The organism is Ruminococcus sp. OA3 (genome assembly GCF_022440845.1).
In the GTDB taxonomy this organism is placed as follows: Bacteria; Bacillota; Clostridia; order Lachnospirales; family Lachnospiraceae; genus Ruminococcus_G.
The window spans coordinates 127,864-151,968 of the sequence record NZ_JAKNTO010000001.1 but is presented as its reverse complement, the minus strand read 5'-3'; the positions used below and the strand labels follow the sequence as shown (position 1 = coordinate 151,968).

General features: G+C 46.1%; 24 protein-coding genes. 20 read left to right on the top strand and 4 right to left on the bottom strand.

Annotated elements, in window-relative coordinates; all coding sequences use genetic code 11:
* Nucleotides 1-74 precede the first annotated feature (74 nt).
* The gene (locus tag MCG98_RS00750; protein ID WP_240299968.1) at nucleotides 75-488 is read left to right on the top strand and encodes an HIT family protein; all 414 of its coding nucleotides are present in this window, start codon (nucleotides 75-77) and stop codon (nucleotides 486-488) included.
* A gap of 17 nt (nucleotides 489-505) precedes the next feature.
* Nucleotides 506-1,009 carry a sigma-70 family RNA polymerase sigma factor gene (locus MCG98_RS00745; RefSeq protein WP_240299967.1) on the top strand — a complete coding sequence of 168 codons (504 nt, stop codon included), beginning with the start codon at nucleotides 506-508 and terminating at the stop codon, nucleotides 1,007-1,009.
* Nucleotides 1,010-1,025: 16 nt separating this feature from the next.
* Here MCG98_RS00745 and MCG98_RS00740 read toward each other — a convergent pair whose 3' ends face one another.
* Nucleotides 1,026-2,093: an undecaprenyldiphospho-muramoylpentapeptide beta-N-acetylglucosaminyltransferase gene (locus MCG98_RS00740; RefSeq protein ID WP_240299966.1), complete on the bottom strand. Its 1,068-nt coding sequence runs from the start codon at nucleotides 2,091-2,093 to the stop codon at nucleotides 1,026-1,028.
* A gap of 119 nt (nucleotides 2,094-2,212) precedes the next feature.
* Between MCG98_RS00740 and MCG98_RS00735 the strand changes: the two genes are divergently transcribed.
* The 3 genes from MCG98_RS00735 to MCG98_RS00725 all read left to right on the top strand — a co-directional run bounded on the left by MCG98_RS00735 (nucleotide 2,213) and on the right by MCG98_RS00725 (nucleotide 5,581).
* Nucleotides 2,213-2,992, top strand: a complete 780-nt coding sequence (locus MCG98_RS00735) for a DUF4367 domain-containing protein (protein ID WP_240303356.1) — start codon at nucleotides 2,213-2,215, stop codon at nucleotides 2,990-2,992.
* Nucleotides 2,993-3,066: 74 nt separating this feature from the next.
* Nucleotides 3,067-3,567, top strand: coding sequence for a DUF6147 family protein (locus MCG98_RS00730; protein WP_240299965.1), 501 nt, complete (start codon nucleotides 3,067-3,069; stop codon nucleotides 3,565-3,567).
* Nucleotides 3,568-3,982: 415 nt separating this feature from the next.
* Nucleotides 3,983-5,581 carry an MBL fold metallo-hydrolase gene (locus tag MCG98_RS00725; RefSeq protein ID WP_240299964.1) on the top strand — a complete coding sequence of 533 codons (1,599 nt, stop codon included), beginning with the start codon at nucleotides 3,983-3,985 and terminating at the stop codon, nucleotides 5,579-5,581.
* An 80-nt stretch (nucleotides 5,582-5,661) separates the two neighbouring features.
* On the opposite strand, the gene MCG98_RS00720 is transcribed toward MCG98_RS00725, so the two are convergent.
* Nucleotides 5,662-5,898 (bottom strand): TIGR03905 family TSCPD domain-containing protein, encoded by a 237-nt coding sequence (locus MCG98_RS00720; protein ID WP_240299963.1) that lies wholly within the window; start codon nucleotides 5,896-5,898, stop codon nucleotides 5,662-5,664.
* Between the two features lie 159 nt (nucleotides 5,899-6,057).
* Here MCG98_RS00720 and MCG98_RS00715 point away from each other — a divergent pair, with 159 nt between their 5' ends.
* The 5 genes from MCG98_RS00715 to MCG98_RS00695 all read left to right on the top strand — a co-directional run bounded on the left by MCG98_RS00715 (nucleotide 6,058) and on the right by MCG98_RS00695 (nucleotide 10,555).
* Nucleotides 6,058-6,777 (top strand): 5'-methylthioadenosine/adenosylhomocysteine nucleosidase, encoded by a 720-nt coding sequence (locus MCG98_RS00715; RefSeq protein WP_345891608.1) that lies wholly within the window; start codon nucleotides 6,058-6,060, stop codon nucleotides 6,775-6,777.
* Nucleotides 6,778-6,902: 125 nt separating this feature from the next.
* Complete coding sequence (locus MCG98_RS00710; RefSeq protein WP_240299962.1) at nucleotides 6,903-7,580, top strand: hypothetical protein; 678 nt, start codon at nucleotides 6,903-6,905, stop codon at nucleotides 7,578-7,580.
* A 73-nt stretch (nucleotides 7,581-7,653) separates the two neighbouring features.
* Entirely contained in the window at nucleotides 7,654-9,003 is a 1,350-nt protein-coding gene (locus MCG98_RS00705; RefSeq protein WP_240299961.1) for a glucose-6-phosphate isomerase, read from the top strand.
* 5 nt (nucleotides 9,004-9,008) lie between these two features.
* Nucleotides 9,009-9,569 carry a nitroreductase family protein gene (locus MCG98_RS00700; RefSeq protein WP_240299960.1) on the top strand — a complete coding sequence of 187 codons (561 nt, stop codon included), beginning with the start codon at nucleotides 9,009-9,011 and terminating at the stop codon, nucleotides 9,567-9,569.
* 200 nt (nucleotides 9,570-9,769) lie between these two features.
* Nucleotides 9,770-10,555 (top strand): YARHG domain-containing protein, encoded by a 786-nt coding sequence (locus MCG98_RS00695; RefSeq protein WP_240299959.1) that lies wholly within the window; start codon nucleotides 9,770-9,772, stop codon nucleotides 10,553-10,555.
* A gap of 36 nt (nucleotides 10,556-10,591) precedes the next feature.
* Here MCG98_RS00695 and MCG98_RS00690 read toward each other — a convergent pair whose 3' ends face one another.
* Both MCG98_RS00690 and MCG98_RS00685 read right to left on the bottom strand, forming a co-directional pair.
* On the bottom strand, nucleotides 10,592-10,855 hold the full coding sequence (locus tag MCG98_RS00690) for a hypothetical protein (protein ID WP_240299958.1): 264 nt from the start codon (nucleotides 10,853-10,855) through the stop codon (nucleotides 10,592-10,594).
* 81 nt (nucleotides 10,856-10,936) lie between these two features.
* Nucleotides 10,937-11,443: a DUF6512 family protein gene (locus MCG98_RS00685; RefSeq protein WP_240299957.1), complete on the bottom strand. Its 507-nt coding sequence runs from the start codon at nucleotides 11,441-11,443 to the stop codon at nucleotides 10,937-10,939.
* Between the two features lie 198 nt (nucleotides 11,444-11,641).
* Here MCG98_RS00685 and MCG98_RS00680 point away from each other — a divergent pair, with 198 nt between their 5' ends.
* The 10 genes from MCG98_RS00680 to MCG98_RS00635 all read left to right on the top strand — a co-directional run bounded on the left by MCG98_RS00680 (nucleotide 11,642) and on the right by MCG98_RS00635 (nucleotide 24,093).
* Nucleotides 11,642-12,331 (top strand): response regulator transcription factor, encoded by a 690-nt coding sequence (locus tag MCG98_RS00680; protein WP_240299956.1) that lies wholly within the window; start codon nucleotides 11,642-11,644, stop codon nucleotides 12,329-12,331.
* Between the two features lie 21 nt (nucleotides 12,332-12,352).
* Nucleotides 12,353-14,800: a histidine kinase dimerization/phospho-acceptor domain-containing protein gene (locus MCG98_RS00675; RefSeq protein WP_240299955.1), complete on the top strand. Its 2,448-nt coding sequence runs from the start codon at nucleotides 12,353-12,355 to the stop codon at nucleotides 14,798-14,800.
* Nucleotides 14,801-14,917: 117 nt separating this feature from the next.
* Complete coding sequence (locus MCG98_RS00670; protein WP_240299954.1) at nucleotides 14,918-17,203, top strand: hydratase; 2,286 nt, start codon at nucleotides 14,918-14,920, stop codon at nucleotides 17,201-17,203.
* A gap of 154 nt (nucleotides 17,204-17,357) precedes the next feature.
* Complete coding sequence (locus MCG98_RS00665; RefSeq protein ID WP_240299953.1) at nucleotides 17,358-19,334, top strand: HlyD family efflux transporter periplasmic adaptor subunit; 1,977 nt, start codon at nucleotides 17,358-17,360, stop codon at nucleotides 19,332-19,334.
* A complete protein-coding gene (locus MCG98_RS00660) occupies nucleotides 19,267-20,526 on the top strand; it encodes an ABC transporter permease (protein WP_240299952.1) in 1,260 nt (419 codons plus the stop codon). Before MCG98_RS00665 ends, MCG98_RS00660 begins: the two co-directional genes overlap by 68 nt.
* 96 nt (nucleotides 20,527-20,622) lie before the next feature.
* Nucleotides 20,623-21,243, top strand: coding sequence for a flavodoxin family protein (locus MCG98_RS00655; RefSeq protein WP_240303354.1), 621 nt, complete (start codon nucleotides 20,623-20,625; stop codon nucleotides 21,241-21,243).
* 15 nt (nucleotides 21,244-21,258) lie between these two features.
* Nucleotides 21,259-21,792 (top strand): hypothetical protein, encoded by a 534-nt coding sequence (locus MCG98_RS00650; RefSeq protein ID WP_240299951.1) that lies wholly within the window; start codon nucleotides 21,259-21,261, stop codon nucleotides 21,790-21,792.
* Nucleotides 21,793-21,957: 165 nt separating this feature from the next.
* Nucleotides 21,958-23,091 (top strand): GGDEF domain-containing protein, encoded by a 1,134-nt coding sequence (locus MCG98_RS00645; RefSeq protein WP_240299950.1) that lies wholly within the window; start codon nucleotides 21,958-21,960, stop codon nucleotides 23,089-23,091.
* Nucleotides 23,092-23,242: 151 nt separating this feature from the next.
* A complete protein-coding gene (locus MCG98_RS00640) occupies nucleotides 23,243-23,764 on the top strand; it encodes a hypothetical protein (protein ID WP_240299949.1) in 522 nt (173 codons plus the stop codon).
* Nucleotides 23,765-23,766: 2 nt separating this feature from the next.
* Nucleotides 23,767-24,093 carry a hypothetical protein gene (locus MCG98_RS00635; protein WP_240299948.1) on the top strand — a complete coding sequence of 109 codons (327 nt, stop codon included), beginning with the start codon at nucleotides 23,767-23,769 and terminating at the stop codon, nucleotides 24,091-24,093.
* The last annotated feature ends 12 nt before the right edge of the window (nucleotides 24,094-24,105 follow it).

The window sequence follows — 24,105 nt, the reverse complement described above, 5'->3', positions numbered from 1 at the left end:
AAATTTCTCCAAAATGCGACACAATAGAGAAAAGAAGAATTTTCTTTTATTAGAATTTTAGGAGGGTGCTATTGATGGCAGATTGTATTTTTTGTAAAATTGCGAATGGAGATATTCCATCGGCAACGTTGTATGAGGATGGCCAGTTCCGGGTAATTCTGGATCTTGGACCAGCCAGCAGAGGACATGCGCTGATATTACCGAAAGAGCATTATGCAAATATTTATGAGATCCCGGAAGAACTGGCTGGGTCTGCAATGATCCTTGCGAAAAAGATGGCATCAGTCATGACGACCGCCCTCGAGTGTACTGGGTTTAATCTGGTTCAAAACAACGGTCAGGCAGCTGGCCAGACGGTATTTCATTTTCACATTCATTTAATACCGCGTTATGATAATGATGGAGTGAAGCTTGGCTGGAAAATGGGTGAGTTAACGGATGCGGACAAGGAAGAAATTTTAAGTAAAATAAAAAAAGGGATAAGGTGATCTAGAGGGGGATGGCAATGAATTTGTCACGATTCAACGAAATTTATGATCAGTACTATCTCATGGTGATGAAGGTCGCTTATAATGTTCTGCGCGATTATCATTATGCGCAGGATATTTGTCAGGAAGTGTTTGTGTTACTGTATCTTAAGCGTGATATATTGGATGAAGAATATATCAAACCGTGGCTGCTTGTCACTGCAAAGAGAAAAGCAATTGACTTGCAGAGAAAGAAATATTACGGAAGGGAGTTCTGCGAAGACGGAATTACGCTTGAAAGAGGTACCGGAGAAAATATTGAAAATGATTATGTACGGAAGGAATTCCAGAGTTCAATTCTTGAAGCATTGCAGAAACGGGACAGGCAGTGGTACGAAATCTTCTTTCGGGTTACCATTGAAGGTGAAAGCCAGAAATCAGTTGCAGAAGATTTGGGTATCAGCCTGTCCAATTTGAGAATTAAGCTTCATCGCGCTAAAGTGTGGATGCGGAATACATTTCTGGAGGAGTATAAAAGTTGATATTGCCGTAATCGCCTTATTTGATTCGGCATTCTTCTATCAGCTGCAGGATTTTTTCAATAGAATCCATTTCCTGATTTTTTGACATTGCCTCGATATAGGACTGACGATTATGGTAAAGTTCGGTAATAGCATTGTAAAGCGTATTATCGGTAATCTGTTCTTCTTCCAGTATCATACTGTAGCCAAGCCGTTCAAAGGAGCGGGCATTTAAAATCTGGTCTCCGCGGCTGGCTTTGGCAGAGAGAGGAATCAAAAGATTTGGTTTTTTAAGAGAATTAATTTCACAGATTGCATTTGCTCCGGCGCGTGATATCACGATGTCTGCAAGGGCGAATAAATCAGCTAATTCTTTTTTAATGTACTCATATTGTACATAACCTGAGATATTCTGAAGGGACTCATCCAGTTTATCTTTACCGCAAAGGTGAATAACCTGAAAGCTTTCTAACAGCTGCGGTAATATCCGGCGGACAGCATCGTTGACGGCTGCGGCTCCGAGACTTCCGCCGATGATCATAATAACAGGTTTGCCTGTTAAGAGTCCCGTAAATTCAAGTGCAGCGATTCGGTTTCCGTTCAGCAGTTCCTGACGAATAGGAGTTCCTGTCAGGACTGCTTTATCTGGCGGGAGCTGGGAAACAGTTTCCGGAAAGTTGCAGCAGACTTTTACTGCTGAAGGAATACACAGCTTATTCGCGAGACCTGGTGTCATATCAGATTCATGTATGATGGCAGGTATTTTTCGGTGCTTTGCTGCTATGACAACCGGAACTGTCACGAAACCGCCTTTGGAAAATACAATGTCCGGTTTCAGATCTTTTAAAAGCTTTTTTGCTTCGCCGTAACCTTTTAATACTTTAAACGGGTCAGAAAAGTTTTTAGGATCAAAATATCTTCTCAATTTACCAGAAGAAATCCCGTAATATGGAATGCCCAGTTCTTCTATTAGTTTTTTCTCGATACCGTCATAAGAGCCGATGTAGGAAATCTGGTAGCCACGTTCTTGCAGGCGTGGCAGCATGGCGATATTGGGTGTGACATGGCCGGCTGTACCGCCACCGGTGAGTACAATGTGCTTCATGGAATAACCTCCTGATGTTCATTACGGCAAAGTCAACAGCTTTAACCGCTTAATTTATTATTATCCGAAGGGATAGAAAAGTCAAGGAATTCCATAATTGTGAAGGAGTTTAAGGTTTGATGAAGTTAAAAAGACAAAGATCATTAGTTGATGAGATGGAGAGATCGTTTCTGGACGAAGCGAAACAGATAGAGGAAGAAATTGAAGATGTTCAGTTGGGGGAAAATCCCATTGATAAAGAGAAATTGCGTACTGCTATTTTAATGGAAGGGATTGAGACTGAACATAAAGAGAATCCGAAGCCAAGGAAAAAGACACTGCCGAGAAAAATCGGACATTGGGCTGCAATGCTGGTTTTATGCCTGGTGGGTATCTTTGGGTTCTCTATGACCAGTCAGGGCAATCGGATATTTCTGGTTCAGAAAGTAGAAGAGTTTTTTGATAACAAAGTTGATATTAAAATTGACAATAATAAAAAAACTATTTCTAATGATAACATAGATGAAAAAGTAAAAGCAGATATTGAAAAAGAACTGGAAGTTGATGTTCCCATTTTTTATTATAAGCCTGAAGGAATGCAGTACATGGAGCATGAAAAATTTCCAGATGTCGAGATTGCAACAATTTACTATGAGTATAAGGATGACAATATAATTACATTTAATATGTCTGGCAACAATGAAAACTTTTCAGAAGGAATCAGTATTGATGGTATACTGACAGATTCCTTATATCTTAAAAGTGATGATTTGGAGGTGGGAATCTGGACGCTCGAAAATGAGATAAATGATGAAAAGGCATACTGTGCCCAATGGGTATATAAAAATACGTTTTACAGGCTTCAAGGGGTTATTGAACAAGAAGAATTGGTAAAGATATTAGAAAATATGTATTATTAATGTAATACTTTTATTAAAATTGCGTATTCTTGTCGTAATGTAAGAGGGTAATTCCGAATGAAGGGAGGGACAAAATGAGAAAACGAAGACTCAAAAGACTAACAGCCGCTTTTTTGAGCTGTATTATGATGGTTTCCTGTTTAATGGTTAATGTGTATGCGGAAGATGATCTGGAAGAAATCGTCATACCCAGTTTTCATACGACGACAGAGACGGAAACGGAAGTGTCAGCCATCAGTCAGGCAGTGTTGCGCGGAGCATATTTGGCAAGCGGTTCGGTAAAGTTGGGTATAAACGGTGGCGGGTCAATAAATATTTACGGATCCACTGCTTCACATAGCACGTGTGATATGCTTTATCTGAATATTTATTTGGAGAGATCAACAAATGGAACTTCATGGTCTTCTTATGATTCATGGAGCTATACAAAAGCAAATGGAACTACGCTAACTAAATCGTTTAACATAACCGTTCCAACAGGTTACTATTACCGTTTGTGCGGATACCACGCGGTACAAGAGGGAAGTAACAAAGAAAGTACTCCAACGGCGACAGGTGGAAAGTATGTTAGTTAAACTTATATTTAAGCATTGATTCACCCGGCATCCCCATCTCTAATATAACATAAAAACATTCTTACATTACAAAAGATAAAGAGATGGGCTGGAATGCCACGTAACTCGTTAACTTGTTATTTTAGAAACCAGGAAAAATAATCGACACACAGGGTTTTCTGACAGTACTGTTTTTCTGCCATAAAAGACAACTGAATAGAGAATTAGAATCCTGGGGATGCTACCGATACGGCGCGTTATGTATCGGAGGTATCTCAAAAGAAACATATTTAAATGTAAGGTTCACCCCCTGTACACCGCCCCGTGTGCAGGGGGCTTTTCCGTTTGTGTTTTCAGTGCACAGGCGGTATAATGGAAGCATACATTATAATACTGACCGGACTTGAAAGAAGGGGTCGGCTAAGGGGGTTTGTCAATGCAAGTTACTTTTTTAGGAGCTACCCATGAAGTTACCGGAAGCTGTACGCTGATTGAGGCGAACGGGCACCGGTTTTTGGTGGATTGCGGGATGCAGCAGGGACCGGACATTTATGAGAATCAGGAACTGCCGGTGACGCCTTCGGATATAGAATTTGTTCTGTTGACGCATGCGCATATTGACCACTCAGGAAACCTTCCGCTGCTTTACTCAAAAGGATTCCGCGGCACGATTTATGCCACGAATGCGACGAGAGATTTATGTGAGATCATGCTGAAGGACAGTGCGCATATTCAGATGTTTGAGGCGGAATGGAGAAACAGAAAAGGGCGAAGAAGCGGAAAAGAAGAATTTGTACCTGCGTATACGTTTGAAGATGCGCTGGGAGCGATAGAATTGATCGCGGGCTGCAATTACCAGGAGATTGTGAATATTACTGATGGGGTCCAGGTGCGTTTCGTAGATGCGGGGCATTTGCTGGGATCTTCAAGTATTGAAATCTGGCTGACGGAGGAGGATGAGAAAAGGAAGATTGTTTTCTCAGGAGATATCGGGAATGAAGAACAGCCGATCATCAAAGATCCTCAGTATATCGAGGAAGCCGATTACGTTGTGATTGAATCCACGTACGGAGACAGGGTTCATGAGAAGGTTGAGGATTATACCAAAACATTGGCTGATGTGATACAGAAGACCTTCGATAAAGGCGGCAATGTAGTCATTCCCTCTTTCGCAGTGGGAAGAACCCAGGAGATGCTGTATTTTCTCAGACAGATCAAACAGCAGAAGCTGGTTCGGGGATATGGAGACTTTAAAGTGTATGTTGACAGTCCGCTTGCCGTGGAAGCAACAAATATTTTTCAGGAGCATCATGAAGAGTGTTATGATGAGATCGCCCAGGCGATCCTGAATGAAGGAACTAACCCGATCAGTTTTCCGGGGCTAAGGCTTTCCGTCGGGACGAATGAGTCGAGAGCGATCAATTCAGATGAAGACCGAAAGGTTATTATTTCGGCAAGCGGGATGTGCGATGCGGGGCGCATTAAACATCACCTGAAGCATAACCTCTGGAGGAAAGAGTGCACAATCCTGTTTGTCGGATATCAGGCGGTTGGTACGCTGGGAAGGATTTTGCTGGAAGGCGTGGATACGGTAAAGCTTTTTGGTGAGGAGATTATCGTTCAGGCTGAAATCCGCATGCTGCCTGGAATCAGTGGTCATGCTGACGTGAACGGGCTGCTCAGATGGGCCGGTGCGTACAAACAGCCGCCGAAGATGATGTTCGTGAATCACGGCGATGATATGGTATGTGATGTCTTTGCAAGGAGGCTGAAGGAGGAGCTTGGAATACCGACGATGGCGCCGTTCAGTGGAACTGTTTACGACTTAAAGACGAATACCTGTGTGCTCGAGACTCAGGGAGTTGAGATAAAGAAGAAGGTGAAGGCTGTTAAGCCTTCGTCCGTATATGAACGGCTTGTGGCTGCCGGTCAGCGGTTGATGACAGTGATCCGTCATAATGAAGGCGGGGCAAATAAAGACCTTGCCAAGTTCACCGGGCAGATTAATTCCCTCTGTGATAAATGGGACCGATGAACCTTTGTAAGATTTAACCTATAGTATAGAAGAAATACCCACAGCTGCACTGGTTTATGTGCTGCTGTGGGTATCAGACTTTACTGGGTTGCCTTCAGTGCTTTTGCAAGCTGATCAGGACATGAGGTCTGCTTGAAGCCACACCGGATGCCTTCCAGCCGGTTGATCACTTCAGCTACTTCCATACCCTCAACCAGAGATGCAAGTCCTTTCGTGTTTCCGCTGCAACCGCCCTGAAACTGTACATTGTGAACTTTCCCGTCTTTTACTTCGAATTGAATCGATGAAGAACAGACGCCTTTTGTTTTGTATACCATACTAGATTCCTCCCTTACAGTTTGAAATTATGTTAACTTGAGCTTTTTAATGTGTACTTATATGGTATTATAGCAAAGAATAAAAAAAGATGCTACCTGAATATTCCATTGGAGGAAGGTCTTTGCTATAATGAGGCAGGAAGAACAGGTGGCGCATATTTGAAAAGGAGAGTAACGACATTGAATAAAATAGGCATAATTGGAGCTATGGACGAAGAAATAATAAAATTAAAAGAGCTGATGCAGGATGTAAATGTGACTGTCAAGGCTTCCATGGAATTTCACGCAGGGATGCTTGAGGGAAAGGACGTCGTTGTTGTGCGTTCTGGAATCGGAAAGGTCAATGCGGCTGTGTGCACACAGATACTGGCAGATGATTATAACGTGGATGCCGTAATCAATACGGGTATCGCGGGATCACTGAAAAACGAGATCAATATCGGGGATATTGTGATTTCGACCGATACGCTGCAGCATGATGTGGATGCCAGGGCATTTGGCTATGCAGTGGGACAGATTCCCAGAATGGAAGTACTGTCATTTCCGGCAGACGAGAAACTGATCAGACAGGCAGAAGCATCCTGCCTGGCGGTAAATCCGGATCTTGGCGTCTTTAAAGGCAGGGTGGTGAGCGGCGACCAGTTTATTGCAGACGCCGGAGTCAAAGACAATATCATCACTCATTTCGGCGGGTACTGTACTGAGATGGAAGGAGCTGCGATCGGACAGGCTGCCTACCTGAACCAGGTACCATATGTAGTGATTCGTTCCATATCTGACAAAGCGGATAACAGTGCAACGATGGACTATCCGACATTTGAGAGGCATGCGATTGAAAATGGAGTGCGCCTGATAGTGCATATGGTACGAAATCTGTAGAAATCTGACGACTACGATTTTTGCATGAAAAAGTCGAACGATTTTTGTTTCCAAAATCCCCCGGTTGCTATATAATGACGATACCGAAGCAGGAGTTTCGGTCCAAAAAAAGGGGGTAACGAATTATGTTAAATAGTATGATGCAGAATAACACATTGTTTTATGCGATTGCAGCGCTTACGGTCCTGGGGACGGTATGGATGCTGATGGTCAATGCCTTTTTCGGCAGGACGATCCGTGATATGGACAAGATGGATTCGCCCAAAGGCAAGTGGATGAAAGAATTCATAAAGAACTATCAGATACGGGTTATGAAACATCAAAAGATACAGAATGCAGAAGCGTTTATCCGAACACAGCTGAACAGGGGTAAAAGTTTTGGCGTTTTTATTTACCAGCTGAAACGCTGGAGCGGTTACTGCGGTCTCGCATGTATCATACTGATGGGCATTGGATTATATGGAACGTATATTTATGATTATTCCCAGATGGCACGTTATCAATACCTGCTTGCAGGGGTGCTGTCTTCACTGATACTCCTTCTTCTCCGCCCGTTTCTCTGTTTTGGACAGAAGGAAGATATGCTGCTGGATGGACTGACTGATTATATGGAAAATCAGTCGGAAGTGTCCGAGCAGCAGGAAGTAATAACGGCAGCCGCACAGGAGGACAAGGACAGCCTGGCAGCGCAGGTTACCGAGGGAATCCGCCAGACGGCAGCCAGTTCCTCTAAGTTTTCACATCTTCTGTCACCGGAAGAAGAAAACATCATGAGGGAGGTAATAAAAGAGTATTTAACTTGATTCAGAGGCTTTATTCTGATAAACTGTAAAGTATAAATACAGGAGAAACTGATAGGAAAAGGGGTACGTGCATATGGGAAGAAAAGTTACAGTTGATTATCGAAAAGCAGTGGATTTTATTGGTGACCATGAGTTACAGTCCATGAAGGAAATTGCCCAGGCGGCCAAAAAAGTGTTGGTTGATAAGTCTGGACAGGGCAATGATTTCCTGGGGTGGATTGATTTGCCGGTGGCATATGACAAAGTGGAATTTGCCCGCATCAAAGAATCAGCGGCTAAGATTCAAAGTGACTCTGACGTACTTCTTGTTATCGGAATCGGCGGCTCTTATCTGGGGGCGAGAGCGGCGATTGAATTTTTAAGACATGGTTTCTATAATAGCCTGTCCAAAGAAGCCCGCAAAACTCCTGAAATTTATTTTGTAGGTAATAATATCAGCAGCAATTATATCCAGGGCCTGATCGATGTGGTTGGGAATCGGGATTTCTCTATTAATATGATTTCCAAGTCGGGGACAACTACGGAACCGGCGATCGCCTTCCGGGTGTTTAAGGAAATTTTGGAACGTAAGTACGGGAAAGAAGAAGCGGCTAAGAGGATTTATGCGACGACTGACAAAGCCAGAGGGGCCCTTAAGAATCTGGCGACGGAAGAAGGCTATGAAAGCTTTATCGTTCCGGATGATGTCGGCGGAAGATTTTCTGTACTGACAGCGGTAGGCCTGCTGCCAATAGCAGTCAGCGGGGCGGATATCGACCTGTTGATGCGGGGTGCGGCGGACCAGAGAACATTATCGCTGGAAGAGTCATTTGAAAATAACGATGCACTGCAATATGCAGCCATCCGCAACATTCTCCTTAGGAAAGGAAAAACAGTGGAGGTACTGGCAAATTATGAGCCAAGCCTGCACTATGTGTCTGAGTGGTGGAAGCAGCTGTATGGTGAGAGCGAAGGAAAAGACCAGAAGGGTATTTTCCCGGCGGCAGTGGATCTGACTACGGACTTACATTCAATGGGACAGTTTATCCAGGACGGTGCGAGAATCATGTTCGAAACTGTTTTGGATGTGGAAGAATCCCGTTGTGAAATTAGGATGAAGGAAGAACCGGTTGACCTTGATGGCCTGAATTATCTGGCCGGACAGACGGTTGATTTTATAAATAAAAGTGCCATGAACGGTACGATTCTGGCACATACCGACGGCAGTGTACCGAATCTGATGGTGCATATCCCCAAACAGGACGAGTATTTTCTCGGACAGCTGTTTTATTTCTTTGAATTCGCATGCGGCGTGAGCGGATATATCCTGGGTGTCAATCCGTTTAATCAGCCTGGCGTGGAGAGCTACAAGAAGAACATGTTCGCACTTCTTGGCAAGCCCGGATTTGAAAAAGAAAGGGAGGAACTGCTGAAGCGGTTGTAAAAAATATGGAAGATTATAAGATGGATTTTGAGGCTCTGCAGTTAAAAAGAGAGAGCTGCCGGGTTTACAGTGAGAAACCTGTACCGCGTGATGTGCTGACACATTTGGTGGATGTGGCACGTATGTCACCAAGTGGCTGTAATGCGCAGCCATGGCGTTTTATCATCGTGGACGAACCAGGTCCGCGGGCGAAACTTATCGAGGCCTTTGACGACGACGGCCTTACCGGCTGCCCCTGGGGCGACCGTGTTCCCAATTTCATTGTTATCTGTGAGGATGAAGCGCATCTGATGCCGGGAGTGGGAGAACGTTACGGTTCTCAGCACTTTGCACAGATGGATATTGGCATGGCAGCCATGGGGCTGTGCTATGAAGCGACGTCGATGGGACTGGGCACATGTATGATTGGTACGCTGAGTCAGGAAAAGGTGCACTGTGCACTCGACATTCCAGAGGAGAGGGTTGTCCGTCTGATCATTACAGTCGGATATCCGGCGAAAGAGGGAGAGCCGCGCAAAAAAGCCCGGAAGTCTTTGGACGAGATCTTAAGCTATAATAAGTGGTAATCATATTCAGCTGAATATACGAGGAACGGGGAAAGTCCGGAACTCATAACACAGGCCTTTGGCCGTATCATGGAAGGTACGGTCAGGGGCCTATTCTAATGCCCTGAATTCCCGATAAACAAATTTGTCAAAACAGATGATAAGATAATATCAAGTTAAAGTTAAGCGAAAGCTGAAGTTGAGGAAGGAGAATTATGACGATGAAAAAGAAAATGGTAAGAGGGATTCTGGCAGTGATTGCGGTTATGATGATAACTCCGGCGGCGGTGTCTGCAAAATCGGTTCATATATTAAAGGACAGTGGCAGCAAAAAAATTTCTGAAAAGGAACTTTCCGAACTGTCAGCTGGGGAGCTGCGGACTGCCAGAAATGAGATCCTGGCAAGACATGGGTATATCTTTGACAGTCCTGATATGAAAAAATATTTTAATAATCAGAGCTGGTATCAGCCGTCTGAGGGGTATGATGATTCCTGTCTGAGTGACACGGAACAGAAAAATATGGAGCTGATATATCAAAAAGAGCTGAAAAAAAGGCGGGAAGAAGCCATGGCAAAATTTGAGGAAAACCAGAAGATCGCAGCAAAAGGAGAAGTGCAGCCCATGTCCTCCTCGTGGGTGTATATGGAAAGTCCCTATTACTTTGAAGAACTGAGGGGAAAGTGGGTAGATAAGTCTGACGCTGCCTACCCGCGTATCCTGGAATTCTGGAAGGAGGACGGTGTTTACCAATACAGATATTACAGTATCGTGCCGGGCAACGACAACGGTCTTGGCATTGGAGTGACAGAGACAGCGTTCGAATACTGTGACGGAGCGTTTACGCTGGACAGTCAAAATGGTTATGTCAACTGCTGTGTTGGAAACAGCAGTAAGATCTATACGAGTTTCGTATATGACGTGATGTCTGATACACTGGTGAAAGCCAGCATGGATAACGATCGTCCGACATTTGTAAAAGACAATGATTATACATACAGACAGTAATAAGGAAGTGGAACGGTCAGAGCGTTCCACTTCCTTTTATTCTTCGATGATCTGAATTTCCAGATGATCAAAATCAATACTTTCAATAAAATTATCCTGATAAAAACGGGTTTTTCCGAGACGCTGGAATTCCTGAATATTGGAATCAAGCCATATGGGTTTGCCAAGATCCCAGTCATCGCAGGCTTTGAGCACACCGTTCAGGATCTTGTGTGTCCTCGTGTCATCTGTATCATCTTCAATCACGGTATCCAAAACCATGCGGTTATTTTTCCACTGCTTTACCCACATTCTGAACATAAATGTTACCTCCCTGTGTTTTTGCGCCTACCAGCATCATAGACCAAAGCGGCGGGAAAGGCAACGGGTAAATGTTAAGAATTATACCGGAGATATAAATAATCCGATATCGGGAGGGAAAAACGTAAAGATAAAGAAAGCAAGGGTTAACGTTAAGGTAATAATGATCAATACATTTCGGTATGGCTGAACAAGGCAGTTTTTGGTCAGTCGGTATGCGATCCTGAATGCAGCGATGACACTTATAAAAAAGGTCGCGATATCAAGTACCAGCAGGTTAAAGCCCAGTATCCCGGAATATGTATAGAAGATGACGGGAATCAGAAAGATTCCGATGATCATTCCCGCCAGCAGCCCGGAGAGAATACAGGGGTATGCCTGGCTTTGCCTGTGAGCAATAAACAGAGAGCATATAAGCATTGGAAAGAACAACAGCTTCATGTGCTCCCAGGTAGATTCACTGACCGGTGAGAACAGGCCTGCGATCGGATTGTTGCCGGTCCAGCCGTATACGAAATGCAGCAGGGTTCCGGTTATGGCGACAAAGATGGCGCCACAGATAAAAGAGCGGTACAATGATTTGTTCATGATGGTCACCTCGTGTTTTAGTATATGCAGGGTCAGGCGGAGGTGTTCCTCCTGAACAATTAAGGAGATCTTAAGATTTTTCAAAACGAAAAGTAAAGAATTGCCTGTTATAGTATAGAAAAGCGGAAGTGGTTAAGCTATACTAAAGTTCAAAGAGAATTGATACAGCCCTTTGGACGAGGGAGAAGAGGTGAAGTGATGTTAAACGTATTAGTTTGTGATGATGATAAAGAAATAGTAGATGCGATTGAGATCTATCTGTCACAGGAGGGATACCGAATCCTTAAGGCATATGACGGAATACAGGCGCTTGATATCATGAAGAAGGAGGAGATACACCTTTTGATTCTGGATATCATGATGCCGAGGATGGACGGGATCCGAGCCACCTTGAAGATCAGGGAGGAGAGCAACATACCGATCATCATGCTGTCAGCGAAGTCGGAGGATACAGATAAGATTCTGGGACTGAACATGGGCGCTGATGATTATGTGACAAAGCCATTCAATCCGCTTGAGCTCGTGGCGAGAGCAAAGTCCCAGCTGCGCAGGTACACCAAACTGGGGAACATACAGGAGACGGATAATATATTCCGGACGGGCGGACTCGCGATCAATGATGACCGGAAAGAGGTTACGGTTGATGATGAACCGGTTAAACTCACGCCGATTGAATACAACATTCTGCTGCTTCTTATGAAGAATCAGGGAAGAGTATTCTCCATCGAACAGATTTACGAGAATATCTGGCAGGAAGAAGCGATCGCCGCAGATAATACGGTGGCAGTCCATATCCGCCATATTCGTGAAAAGATAGAGATTAATCCAAAAGAACCACGCTACCTGAAAGTGGTATGGGGAGTCGGCTATAAAATTGAAAAACTTTAAGCAATTATGAGAGGAGTGTAAATGATGGAGCATGAAACAAGATTCCATTTCTATTCGAAGTTCGCCAAGATGACAACTCTGACACTGCAGATGCTATGTGTGGCGGGGTTCGTGATTTCGGTTGTTCTGGCGGGTTATGTAATGAATACCGTAGGGAGCCTTGATGATCTGACCGGGCATTCAAGTTACGAGGATACTTCAGGCTGCGGTATGGATGCTGCACAGGAACTGCATCAAAATACGCAGCATGTCAAGTATAAGCCGTGGTTTGAGACGGACGGCGAATATGATGAGAATAAAAAAATAGATATCTCAGGTCCCGGGGAGACAGATGCCAGGAATATGGATAAAAACACAACCTATACGGTGGGACAGCTGAGAAATATTCTGAACCAGGTAAATGAAAACAGCATGGGGTTTTCAGATATCCTGTCCAACTGGGGATATTACTATGATACGGATTATTACGGTGAAGAGTATTATGACGAAAACGGATACTATATGGGCGATGTGTCGGAAGGCGCATCGGAAGAGAGTACTGCGGAAACCCGGCTGACAGATGAAGAAAATTATATTCTGCGGGAAATGTATAACGCAGGAAAAAGGATCGAAGTGGAACTTCCCTCCTCCGGTGTTTCACTTGCGGATCAGGCACTGAAAGAGCAGAGTGTCTTATATCTGATGCAGAAGTATGAGAACATGAGCAATGTGCTGGATGGGCTGAGTACTTATCTCGGCAGCAGGAATATAGACCTGGAAACCAACCTGAAGTATTACGTTCGGGATACGGCGACGGGAATTATCGCTACGAATGTACAGGAGTGGGAAGGTAAAACAACGGGTATGACGGAAGGCGACTGGACGCTGCTGATGAGCTATACACGTGACAATGGAAAAGTTGACTTTAAAACGGGTGAGACACAGGCACAGAAATATATGAAGAATTTCTTTCGGAACACCCCTTTGGTGGGGGATGATGAAGAGGTGATTGTGGCTCTTGATACTTCCTATCCCGTATCTGATGATTTTAAGAGCAATGCGGAGTGGTTTGCGACATATCAGCCGAAGTTTTATTTCCTGGCAGGTTCTGCCATCCTGACGCTGCTGATCGGAATTGCATGCTTTATCATAGCTACCATCCAGACAGGAAGAAAGGAAAAAGGCGGTGAGGTTATTCTCAGCAAATTCGACCGTCTTCCCACGGAGATCGCAGTTGCGATCGGATGTGTATTCGGCGGCCTGCTCATCGGTGTAAGTATAAGCGCCGGGTGGAGCAACAGCTGGGAGGCTGTATGGCTTTCCGTACTGGCAGCAGTGGGTGCGGTGATCTGCGCGTCGTTCTTCATGGGAGTATATTTAAGTGTTGTACGCAGGATCAAATCAAAAACACTCTGGCAGAACAGCCTGACGAGAAGTATCGTGAAGATGAGCAAGAAAGTCTATGATGCCCGTAAGACATCCGGGAAAATTATCATAGCATTTGTCGGGCTTTTACTGGCACATTTTATCGTGATTGTAGCATTCATGGGATTTGGAGTGTTTATAGCACTGATCGGTGATGCCCTGGTGCTGCTGTATCTGATCAAAGAAGGCGCAGGAAGACAGACGATCAAAGAGGGGCTTGTCCATATCGCGGAAGGCGATCTGGAGTATAAGATTGACGTTACCACGCTTCAGGGTGAAAATAAAGAGATGGCTGAACACGTGAACCGTGTGGGTGAGGGACTTCAGAATGCAATGGAAAAATCCATAAAAAATGAGCGGATGAAGGCGGAATTGATCACGAACGTTTCACATGACATAAAAACACCGCTCACATCCATCATTAATTATGTGGATCTTCTGAAGCGGGAAAACCTTCAGGACAACAAAGTCAGGGGCTATATCGAGGTGCTGGATGCAAAATCCCAGAGATTAAAACAACTGACGGATGATCTGGTCGAGGCAAGTAAGGTGAGCACGGGGAACGTAGAGCTCCATATGACCAGAATACAGGTACAGCAGCTGCTTCAGCAGGCATACGGTGAATTCGACGAAAAGCTCTCTGCAAAAGGCCTGCAGACGATCCTGAACCAGGTGGAGGAGCCGGTGGTCATTATGGCGGACGGAAGGCAGCTTTGGAGAATATTTGAAAACCTGCTGAACAACATTGCGAAATATGCAATGCCAAATACCAGAGTATACATTGATCTTCAGGAGAAAAACGGCAAGGCGGTGATGACCTTTAAGAACATATCAGAATATCCGCTCAACATCAGTGCGGATGAGCTGACAGAAAGATTCACACGCGGGGATGAAAGCCGAAGCACTGAGGGTAGCGGACTGGGGCTGTCCATCGCAAAGAATCTGACAGAACTGCAGCATGGTAAGTTTGACATCTATCTGGACGGTGACCTGTTCAAGGTGACGGTAGCGTTTGATATGACGTTTACACCGGAGCCGGAACAGCCGCAGGAGACAACGGAATAAGAAACCTTTAGATACCCTTCCGGTTTTACGCCGGAAGGGCTTTTCTTTTGAGCGGGTTAATGCTATAATGTTACAAGATTTTTATCTTGTGGATAAGTAGAACAGGAGGATAAATAAATGATTCAATTATATGAAACCGGTGCCTACCTGCTGAATGGAACGGAGCTTGTGGCAGATACTCCGGATGCGCAGGCGGTTCTGCAGAGCAAACTGAAAAGTGTGCCTTCAAAAGCGGATGCCGCAAAGAATACCATTGCATATGGAATTCTGGCTGATCACAATACATCAGGCAATATGGAAAAGCTGCAGGTGAAATTTGATAAGCTGACTTCCCATGACATTACCTTTGTAGGTATCATCCAGACGGCACGTGCTTCGGGGCTTGAGAAATTTCCGGTACCGTACGTACTGACCAATTGCCATAACTCTCTGTGTGCTGTAGGCGGAACCATTAATGAGGATGACCACATGTTTGGCCTGACATGTGCAAAAAAATACGGCGGTGTCTATGTTCCGCCTCATCAGGCAGTTATTCATCAGTTTGCGCGTGAGATGCTCGCCTGCGGGGGCGGCATGATCCTGGGATCTGACAGCCATACACGATACGGAGCCCTCGGAACGATGGCGATGGGTGAAGGCGGACCCGAACTTGTAAAACAGCTGCTGGAGCAGACATATGACATTGATATGCCGGGTGTGATCGGCGTTTACATGACGGGGGCTCCGGTTCCAGGCGTAGGTCCGCAGGACGTTGCACTTGCGATCATTGGAGCTGTCTTTGCCAATGGTTATGTAAAAAATAAAGTGATGGAATTTGTGGGACCCGGTGTCGAAAACCTGAGCGCAGACTTCAGAATTGGTGTGGATGTCATGACGACAGAGACGACATGCCTGTCCTCTATCTGGAAAACAGACGATAAGATCAAAGAGTTTTATGAGATTCATGGAAGAAGCGGCGATTATAAAGAGTTGAATCCAGGAGCGGTCACATATTATGACGGTATCATTCATGTTGAACTGGATAAAGTGAGGCCGATGATTGCAATGCCGTTCCATCCGAGCAACACGTATACGATCGACGAACTGAATGCGAATCTGATGGATATTCTGGATGATGTTGAGAAGAAAGCCCTTGTAAGCCTTGACGGTAAGGTAGACTTCTCCCTGAAGGATAAAGTGAGAGACGGAAAGCTCTATGTGGAGCAGGGAATCATCGCGGGCTGTGCCGGCGGCGGATTTGAGAATATCTGTGCTGCTGCTGATATTTTAAGGGGTTCAGGTATCGGTTCGGATGCCTTTACGTTAAGTGTATACCCGGCAAGCACACCTATTTATATGGAGATTGCAAAGAACGGCGTTCTGGCTGATCTGATGGCGACAGGTGCAGTTGTTAAGACGGCATTCTGCGGACCGTGCTTCGGTGCCGGGGATACCCCGGCAAATAATGCGCTGAGTATCCGTCACTCTACGAGAAACTTCCCGAACCGTGAAGGTTCCAAGGTTCAGAACGGACAGATTTCATCCGTTGCACTGATGGATGCACGTTCGATTGCGGCTACGGCGGCAAATAAAGGATATCTGACACCGGCGACAGACTTTGCCGGAGAGTACACAAATCCGGTTTATCATTTTGAAAGTTCGATCTACGAAAACAGGGTGTTTGACAGCAAGGGTGTGGCGGATCCTTCTGTTGAGATTCAGTTCGGTCCGAACATTAAGGATTGGCCGGCGATGTCTGCACTGACAGACAACATCGTGCTGAAAGTGGTTTCTGAGATCCACGATCCGGTCACAACCACGGACGAACTGATTCCTTCGGGGGAGACTTCATCCTACCGCTCCAATCCTCTCGGACTTGCCGAGTTTACGCTGTCAAGAAAAGATCCGGCGTACGTGGGACGTGCAAAGGAAGTGCAGGCGGCAGAGAAGGCAAGGACAGACGGGCAGGATCCGTGTGCTGCTCTGCCCGAGCTTGCGCCGGTCATTGATACAGTGAAAGCTTCCTTTACCAGTGTGTCACCGGAGAATACAGGAATCGGAAGTACGATCTTTGCGGTGAAGCCAGGTGACGGTTCTGCGCGTGAACAGGCAGCGTCATGTCAGAAAGTGCTGGGTGGCTGGGCAAATATTGCGAATGAATATGCAACAAAAAGATACCGGTCAAACCTGATCAACTGGGGTATGCTCCCATTTTTGATTCCGGAAGGCGAGCTGCCGTTCAAGAACGGAGACTATCTGTTTGTGCCAGATATTAAAAAGGCAGTGGAAGAAAAGGCAGATGAGATCAAAGCATATAATGCCAGCGACTCCATGAAAGAGTTTACAGTGAAACTCGGTGATCTGACTGATGATGAACGTGAGATCATTCTCAAGGGATGCCTGATCAATTATAACAGAAAATAGAATGATTACGGCGTGGATTCACAATCCTCCGGGACCCGGGCGCGGGTTCCGGGGGATTTTCGCATTTCTTTCACATCACAACCACAAAATGAACACAAATGTCGGCTATCCTGAAACAAAATAATGCATATAAATGCAATGCACGGAGGCGGAGATGAAAGGAAGCGGATTAAGAAAAATTTCAAAAAAGAAGGTTGGAACGGGCATTATAATCGTGATTGTGCTGGCAGGGGCAGGTATTGGTTTCCTGCTGCTGAGGGGAAGGCGTGCTGCCGCGATGCAGCTGACGGTGACTGCCCAGGAGGCGACCGCACGGAAAGGCAGCATTTCCAATACGGTTGTGGGGACGGGGAATCTGGAGGAGGACACCGGCGACACGCAGAAAGTGCCGTCCGGTCTTGAATATGATGAGATTCTGGTGGAAGCGGGGGATGAAGTGAACAAGGGGGATACGCTTGCGGTCATCAATAAGAAGTCACTTTTGAATCTGATTGTGGAGACGCAGGAGAAACTGGAGTCGCTGGAGGATGAGATCGAAGAGGCTGAGGACGAGGAGCAGGGATCTTATGAATATCAGGCTCTGGTGGCGGAAAAAGAAGAGGATGAGGCATTCCTGGACGAACTGGAGGCACTGACGGAATCATATGTGATCGCTGCGCAGCAGGCGGGGACGGTTATGTCGGTCAGCATCTCGTCAAAAGATGACGTATCGTCTGAAGACGGTTCGGGGAGCGCAGGCAGTACCGCGGGAAACAGCAACACTTCCGGCTCGGTGAGTACGGCTGCGGTACGAACAGGTATGATATCCGGGTCTTTTTTATATCTGAACAGCACCGCTGAGGAAGAGACGCAGGGATCTGCCCCTGAGTTATCTGTGAATGATATCACTGCTTCGGCCGATATGCCTGTCTCAGAGGCGAAGGGAGATGCAGACGGGGAAGATGGAGATGTACAGGATGCCCAGGTCATTACAGACTGCCGTGATCTGACACTGCAGATTCCGCGGACCGGTGATTCCATGGAGAAGTCCATTGATATGGCCGGATATGCAGGAACGGTAAACTGGTCAGAGGCGGACGAGTGTTATACGGCGACTGTCAATTTAACTGCCAAAGCCGGGTATTGTTTTGCATCTGATATACAGCCGGTGATCAACGGAGGGACGGTATCCGGATGCAGTGTGACCGGTAATGGAGAAGGGAACCGGCTGGCATTTACGCTGACGGTAGAAAAGCCGGATTCCGTTGGAGCCGAAGGTGGTCAGCCCGCTGAAAATAAAACAGAATCCGGAGAGACATCCGCTACGGGAACCGATAATGGGGGCTCTGATTCAGGAACAGACAATACCGCGGGTTCCGGGAATCAAAACAAAACTGCAGACAGCAGCACCGAGGGAAGTATCTACGGTCAGGAGGCGGGCTCTGTTTCGGGCGGTGTGACATCGGGAAGCGCTGTGACCGGGAATACAGATTCAACCTCCGCAGCAGAGTCCGGTTCAGCTGCGGGAAGTATTGATGCAAACCATATACAGGCATTTTCCATTGCAGCAGGAGATAAGATGCTGCTCTCTGTGAATGTTGATGAGCTGGATATTCTGTCTGTTGATGCCGGGCAGGAAGCGGCTGTCACATTTGACGCACTGGAAGGTGAGACATACACCGGGACGATCACGGAGATCTCAGACAGCGCAAGTGTCAGCGGGGGTGTCGCCAAATATGCAGTGGAGATCGAACTGGCAAAGGATGAGAACATGCGGGCGGGAATGAATGCGTCTGCGACGATCACCATTGAAAGTAAAGAAGACATTATAACCATTCCCCTGAATGCACTCCAGGAGCAGGGTGGTAAGACCTTTGTTTATACACAGAAAGACGATGAGTCGGGACAGCTTGGCGGAGAGACACAGGTGGAGACCGGATTATCGGACAGTGAGAATGTCGAGATCACGAGTGGCCTGTCAGACGGGGATATCGTTTATTACAACAGGACGGGAACTTCAGAATCCGATGACAGTGATATGATGCCGGGCGGCGGTATGATGTTTGACGGAGGGGCAGTGCCGGATGGCGGCGGTGAGATGCCTTCCGGCGGCTCAGGAGGTGGACCGGGAGGCGGCGCACCAGGAATGTAAGGAGGGAGACAGCATGATATTTCAATCATTGAAGATGGCGTGGAGTGCCATTACATCGAATAAGATGCGTTCCTTCCTGACGATGCTTGGCATCATTATCGGCGTTGTGTCGCTGGTGGTGCTTGTATCTATTGTAAATGGCGCGACTTCGTCTGTAACAGATTCAATTTCCGGCATTGGGACGAACCTGCTGCAGGTGAGCATCACGGATGACAAGGAAAACCCGCTGAGACTTTCAGAACTTCTGGATATTACCGATAATGAAGACATAGCGGCGGCTGCGCCGATTGCCCAGAGCAGTATGACAGGGAAAAACGATTACACAAGTGAGACAACGACAGTATATGGTACAACTGGTGATTATCTGGAGATCATGGGGCTGGAACTCGGATACGGCCGGTTTCTGAAAAGCCCGGATGTTGACAATCATTCCTATGTGGCAATCTTAAGTTATGATGCTGCGATAGAACTTATCGGCCGTGCCGATGCCGTCGGTGAAACAGTGTCACTCGACGGTCGCAGTTTTGAGATCGTAGGAGTGCTTGCCGAGGACACATCGGGAATGAGTTCATCAAGGGCAGTGCTGGAGGCGTATGTTCCCTATACGACGCTTACGCGTATGGCGGATAATGTGCTGTACGTCACCAATTTGTGTGCCTCTGCAGTGAGTGAAGAGACTCTGGATGCTGCGGAGGCAACGCTGATGGAGTTCCTGATGAACAGGTTTGGGCAGGATGAAGATGCATTTACGATACAAAACCAGTCAACACTGATGGAGACGATGAGCAGTGTCACGGATACAATGGCGATGATGCTTGGAGGAATCGCAGCAATCTCGCTGCTGGTAGGAGGAATCGGTATCATGAACATCATGCTGGTCTCTGTCACAGAGCGCACACGTGAGATCGGCATCAGAAAAGCGATAGGCGCGAGGTCATGGAATATCATGCTTCAGTTTCTGATCGAGGCACTGGTGGTCAGCCTGATGGGATGCATGATAGGAATCGGACTGTCCTGGGTAATTCTGCAGATCGCAGGTATGGTCATGGATTCCATGAGTTTTCAGCTGCAGTCCAAAGTAGTCTGGCTTGCGGTGGGATTTTCCATTGCGATCGGCGTATTGTTTGGAATTTATCCGGCAAAGAAAGCGGCCGGAAAACATCCGATCGAAGCGCTCAGGCACACCGGATAATGCAATATTCCTGAGGATGCATTGCATAAGCGCACCTGATGATGTAAAATAGTAGGGACAAAATCAGGTAAGCACCAATGCAGAAGGAGGGATATGATGAAAGTAGTTCTTTTGAACGGCAGTCCGCACAAGGCGGGGTGTACTTACACGGCACTGTCGGAGGCGGCGCGCGTATTGGAAGAGCAGGGAATTGGCACGGAGATTCTTCAGCTGGGGACCAGACCGGTACGCGGATGTATCGCCTGCGGTGCCTGTTCTAAAACAGGACGATGTACATTTGACGACGATGTCGCAAATCTCTGGATTGATAAGATGAAAGAAGCTGACGGGCTGATCGTGGGATCACCGGTATACTATGCAGGACCTAACGGTGCACTCTGCGCAGTTCTTGACCGTGTGTTTTATGCTGCGAGCAGTGCATTCCGGTTTAAACCGGCAGCCGCAGTCCTGAGTGCGAGACGTGGAGGGGCAAGTGCGTCCTTTGACCGGCTCAATAAATATTTTACCATCGCTGAGATGCCGGTGGTGGCATCCCAGTACTGGAATGCCGTGCATGGGATGACACCGGAAGAAGTGAAGCAGGACAGGGAAGGACTGCAGATCATGCGCACGCTTGGCAAAAATATGGCATGGATGCTGAAAGCCATGGAGCGAAAGAAAGAAGATGACGGGGTTCCGGAACGGGAACCGTGGACACCGACTAATTTTATTCGATGAGGGGAGAATATCAGAATGAACTTTTCAAGAGAACAGGCCGCTAAGGGTCTGAAGCTGCTTTTTTGGGCGGCGATTATTGCACTGTTTTCGTGGGTGCCGCTGGTTGGCATTGTTGCTGTCGTGCTGAATCTGTATGCACTGTATACGCTTTCGACGGCTGCACCGGGATACAGGACGGCATTCAATATTAATATCATAAGTCTTGTGATAACTGTCATAAGTATATTTTTTAAAGAGGGAGTTATAGCAGGAATCTTAAGTGCGGCGGTCAGTGTTCTGAGCTTTCTGTCAGTGTACTTTATCTGCAGTACAACAGCGTCCGATTTTTTAACCGGTACTCATGTGGGGCTGGTCAGTCAGGCAAGGATAATATGGATGTTGTATGCAGTGTGCACTATCGTAATGCTGATCTGTAAAGTTTTAATCTATATTCCGCTTATCAATATTGGAGCAGCACTTCTGGCGCTTGTGGTTGCAATCGTTCAGATCGTTGCAGGAATTTTGTATCTTGTCTTTTTATGGAAGAGCCAGAAAGCGCTATCCTGGTAATCGGTGGCAGGACGTATTCATTAAGCGGATCAGCTCAATGGATACGTCCTTTTTAGAAATGCTTTTTAATAAATACAGAGACAATTCCAATATTTGATTTTTACTGACAGGAAACTATGGTATAATAAAGTACAAAATTTCAGTTATGAAGGCGGATTAGAAGTTATGCAGAACCGATATATTGTACAGATACGTGATGAGTATGCCAAAATTGAAGACCAGTGGCTGGAAATACATAAAAAGATTAATCTGTGTTCGGCGATTGCATCGTTTGGGATTGAACTGGTGATGTTTTTTGTGCTCCACAGTATTCATGTGGTTACCGCCACGGTACCGGTCTATATTCTGAAGTATATTGCAGTTCCAACAGCATTGAATTTTACAGTTGTCGGAGTTATGTATTTCTTAGTTCACAGATACCGGGAAAACAGGATTCTGAAACGTTTTGCGGTATCCATGTGCCTCATCGTCATTTGTTTTATCCTGTTTTCAGCACACAATATTTTTACGGCTTTGTATATGTTGTTTGGTATTCCGATCATGCTGACGACAGTCTATGGTGATTATCGTCTTACGACAGCAACGGCAGTGATCAGTATGGCCGCGGAGGTGGCGGGTGAGCTGTTGATTTTCTGGGACCCGGATAAGGTCAGTATTTTAATGGACAGCATGGAAGTTATTAATTTTTTGATCTCTCTGGTCATTCTGGTCGGTGTATACGCAGTTGCGCTGGTTATCATCTATTACGAACGGCAGAAAAATGAAGCCAGTATCAAAAAGGAACTGGAACGCTACAGGCTGCAGCTGGAGCTGCTGAAAGATAACCTGACTTCCCTCTACAACAGAGCGGCTCTGCAGGAACAGCTGCAGGTGATGGAAAAAAGCAGCGAAAGTTTTATTTTTGTGATGATTGATGTGGATGATTTTAAGCTGATTAATGATACAATGGGACATGTGAGCGGTGACAACGTTCTGAAAAAAATGGCTGATGTACTGATAAAATATAGTCAGGACAATCCCGCGTTCAGATTTGGTGGAGATGAATTCTGCATTTTGTTTAAAAATAAGACTTCCGGGCAGGTTGCAGACATATGCAGGGAAATTCAGGCAGAGCTGAGAAGGATTACGGATGTAGAAGGAGTACGGGGAGTGACAGCCAGTTTCGGTATTGCGGCTTATGAAACCGGGTTACCCGCCGAGCTTCTGGTGGAATATGCAGACCAGGCACTGTATGAGGCAAAAAAGAATAAGGGAAGCATCAGTATCTATGAAAAAAATAGGAATCGAGACAACGGTTGAACCGGGGTCTCTTTTTGTTTGTCTGTTTACTTTATTAAACTCTTAGAATAAGCTTACGGACATTTTACATGCTGTTGATAGTGCAAATGGAAGATAAAGGATAAAGTAAACAGTGTCAAATAGAAAATCAAACCACAGGGAGGGAAAAACCATGAAAAAAAGAATGCTGGCTATTTTAACTGCAGGGACAATGTGCATGGCAATGCCTTTGACTGCATTTGCAGAAGAGGCAACGACGACACAGGAACTGACCGCGACACTTACGGCAGATCCTGCTTACACCGTGACAATTCCGGGTACTGTTTCCATGGGAAATGACGGTACGGCAGTGGATGTAACTGCAGAAGGTGTAGAGAATCTTCCGGAAGGCAAGAAAATTTCTGTGACAATCGCAGGCACACAGGCTTACAGAAATCAGATGGTACTGGAATGTAATGCGGCTGACAGCCCTACAGGTATGAACACATCAATACGTTACCAGATCATTCCGGAATCCGGTGAGGTCATCGAGACGACCGGCGATAAGGATCAGGCGAACGGAAAGGAAGTAGCTGCATTTACGGGGAATGAGACCAAACAATATACGATCACGCCGGTTATTGCGGGAAGATATGAGTATGATGTTGCTTATTCCGGAAACATTACGTTTGGAATCAGCCTGGCAGACATGTAATCATGAAAGTGGGAAGAAAGAGAATCCTGTTTCTGGCAATGGCATTGCTGATGATGTCTGTTCCGGTGCAGGTAAATGCATCACGAACCAGCCTGCACCTGCAGGCTGAAGAGGAGAAGGACACAGCAGATGGAAAAAGCAAATCACCTTCGGTGGCCAGCGCGCCGGGGAGCAGTGTGCGTACGGTATCCGGAAGCGGGAAGGCGAAGAACGTCAAAACGGGAGATGAAACTGCTGCAGTCCCTTCGATGATCGTGTGCCTGGCAGCAGGGGCAGGTATCTGCATGCTGGTGTATCATAAAGCAAGTAAATATTTTAAAGAGAAGTAAGGAAGATGACAA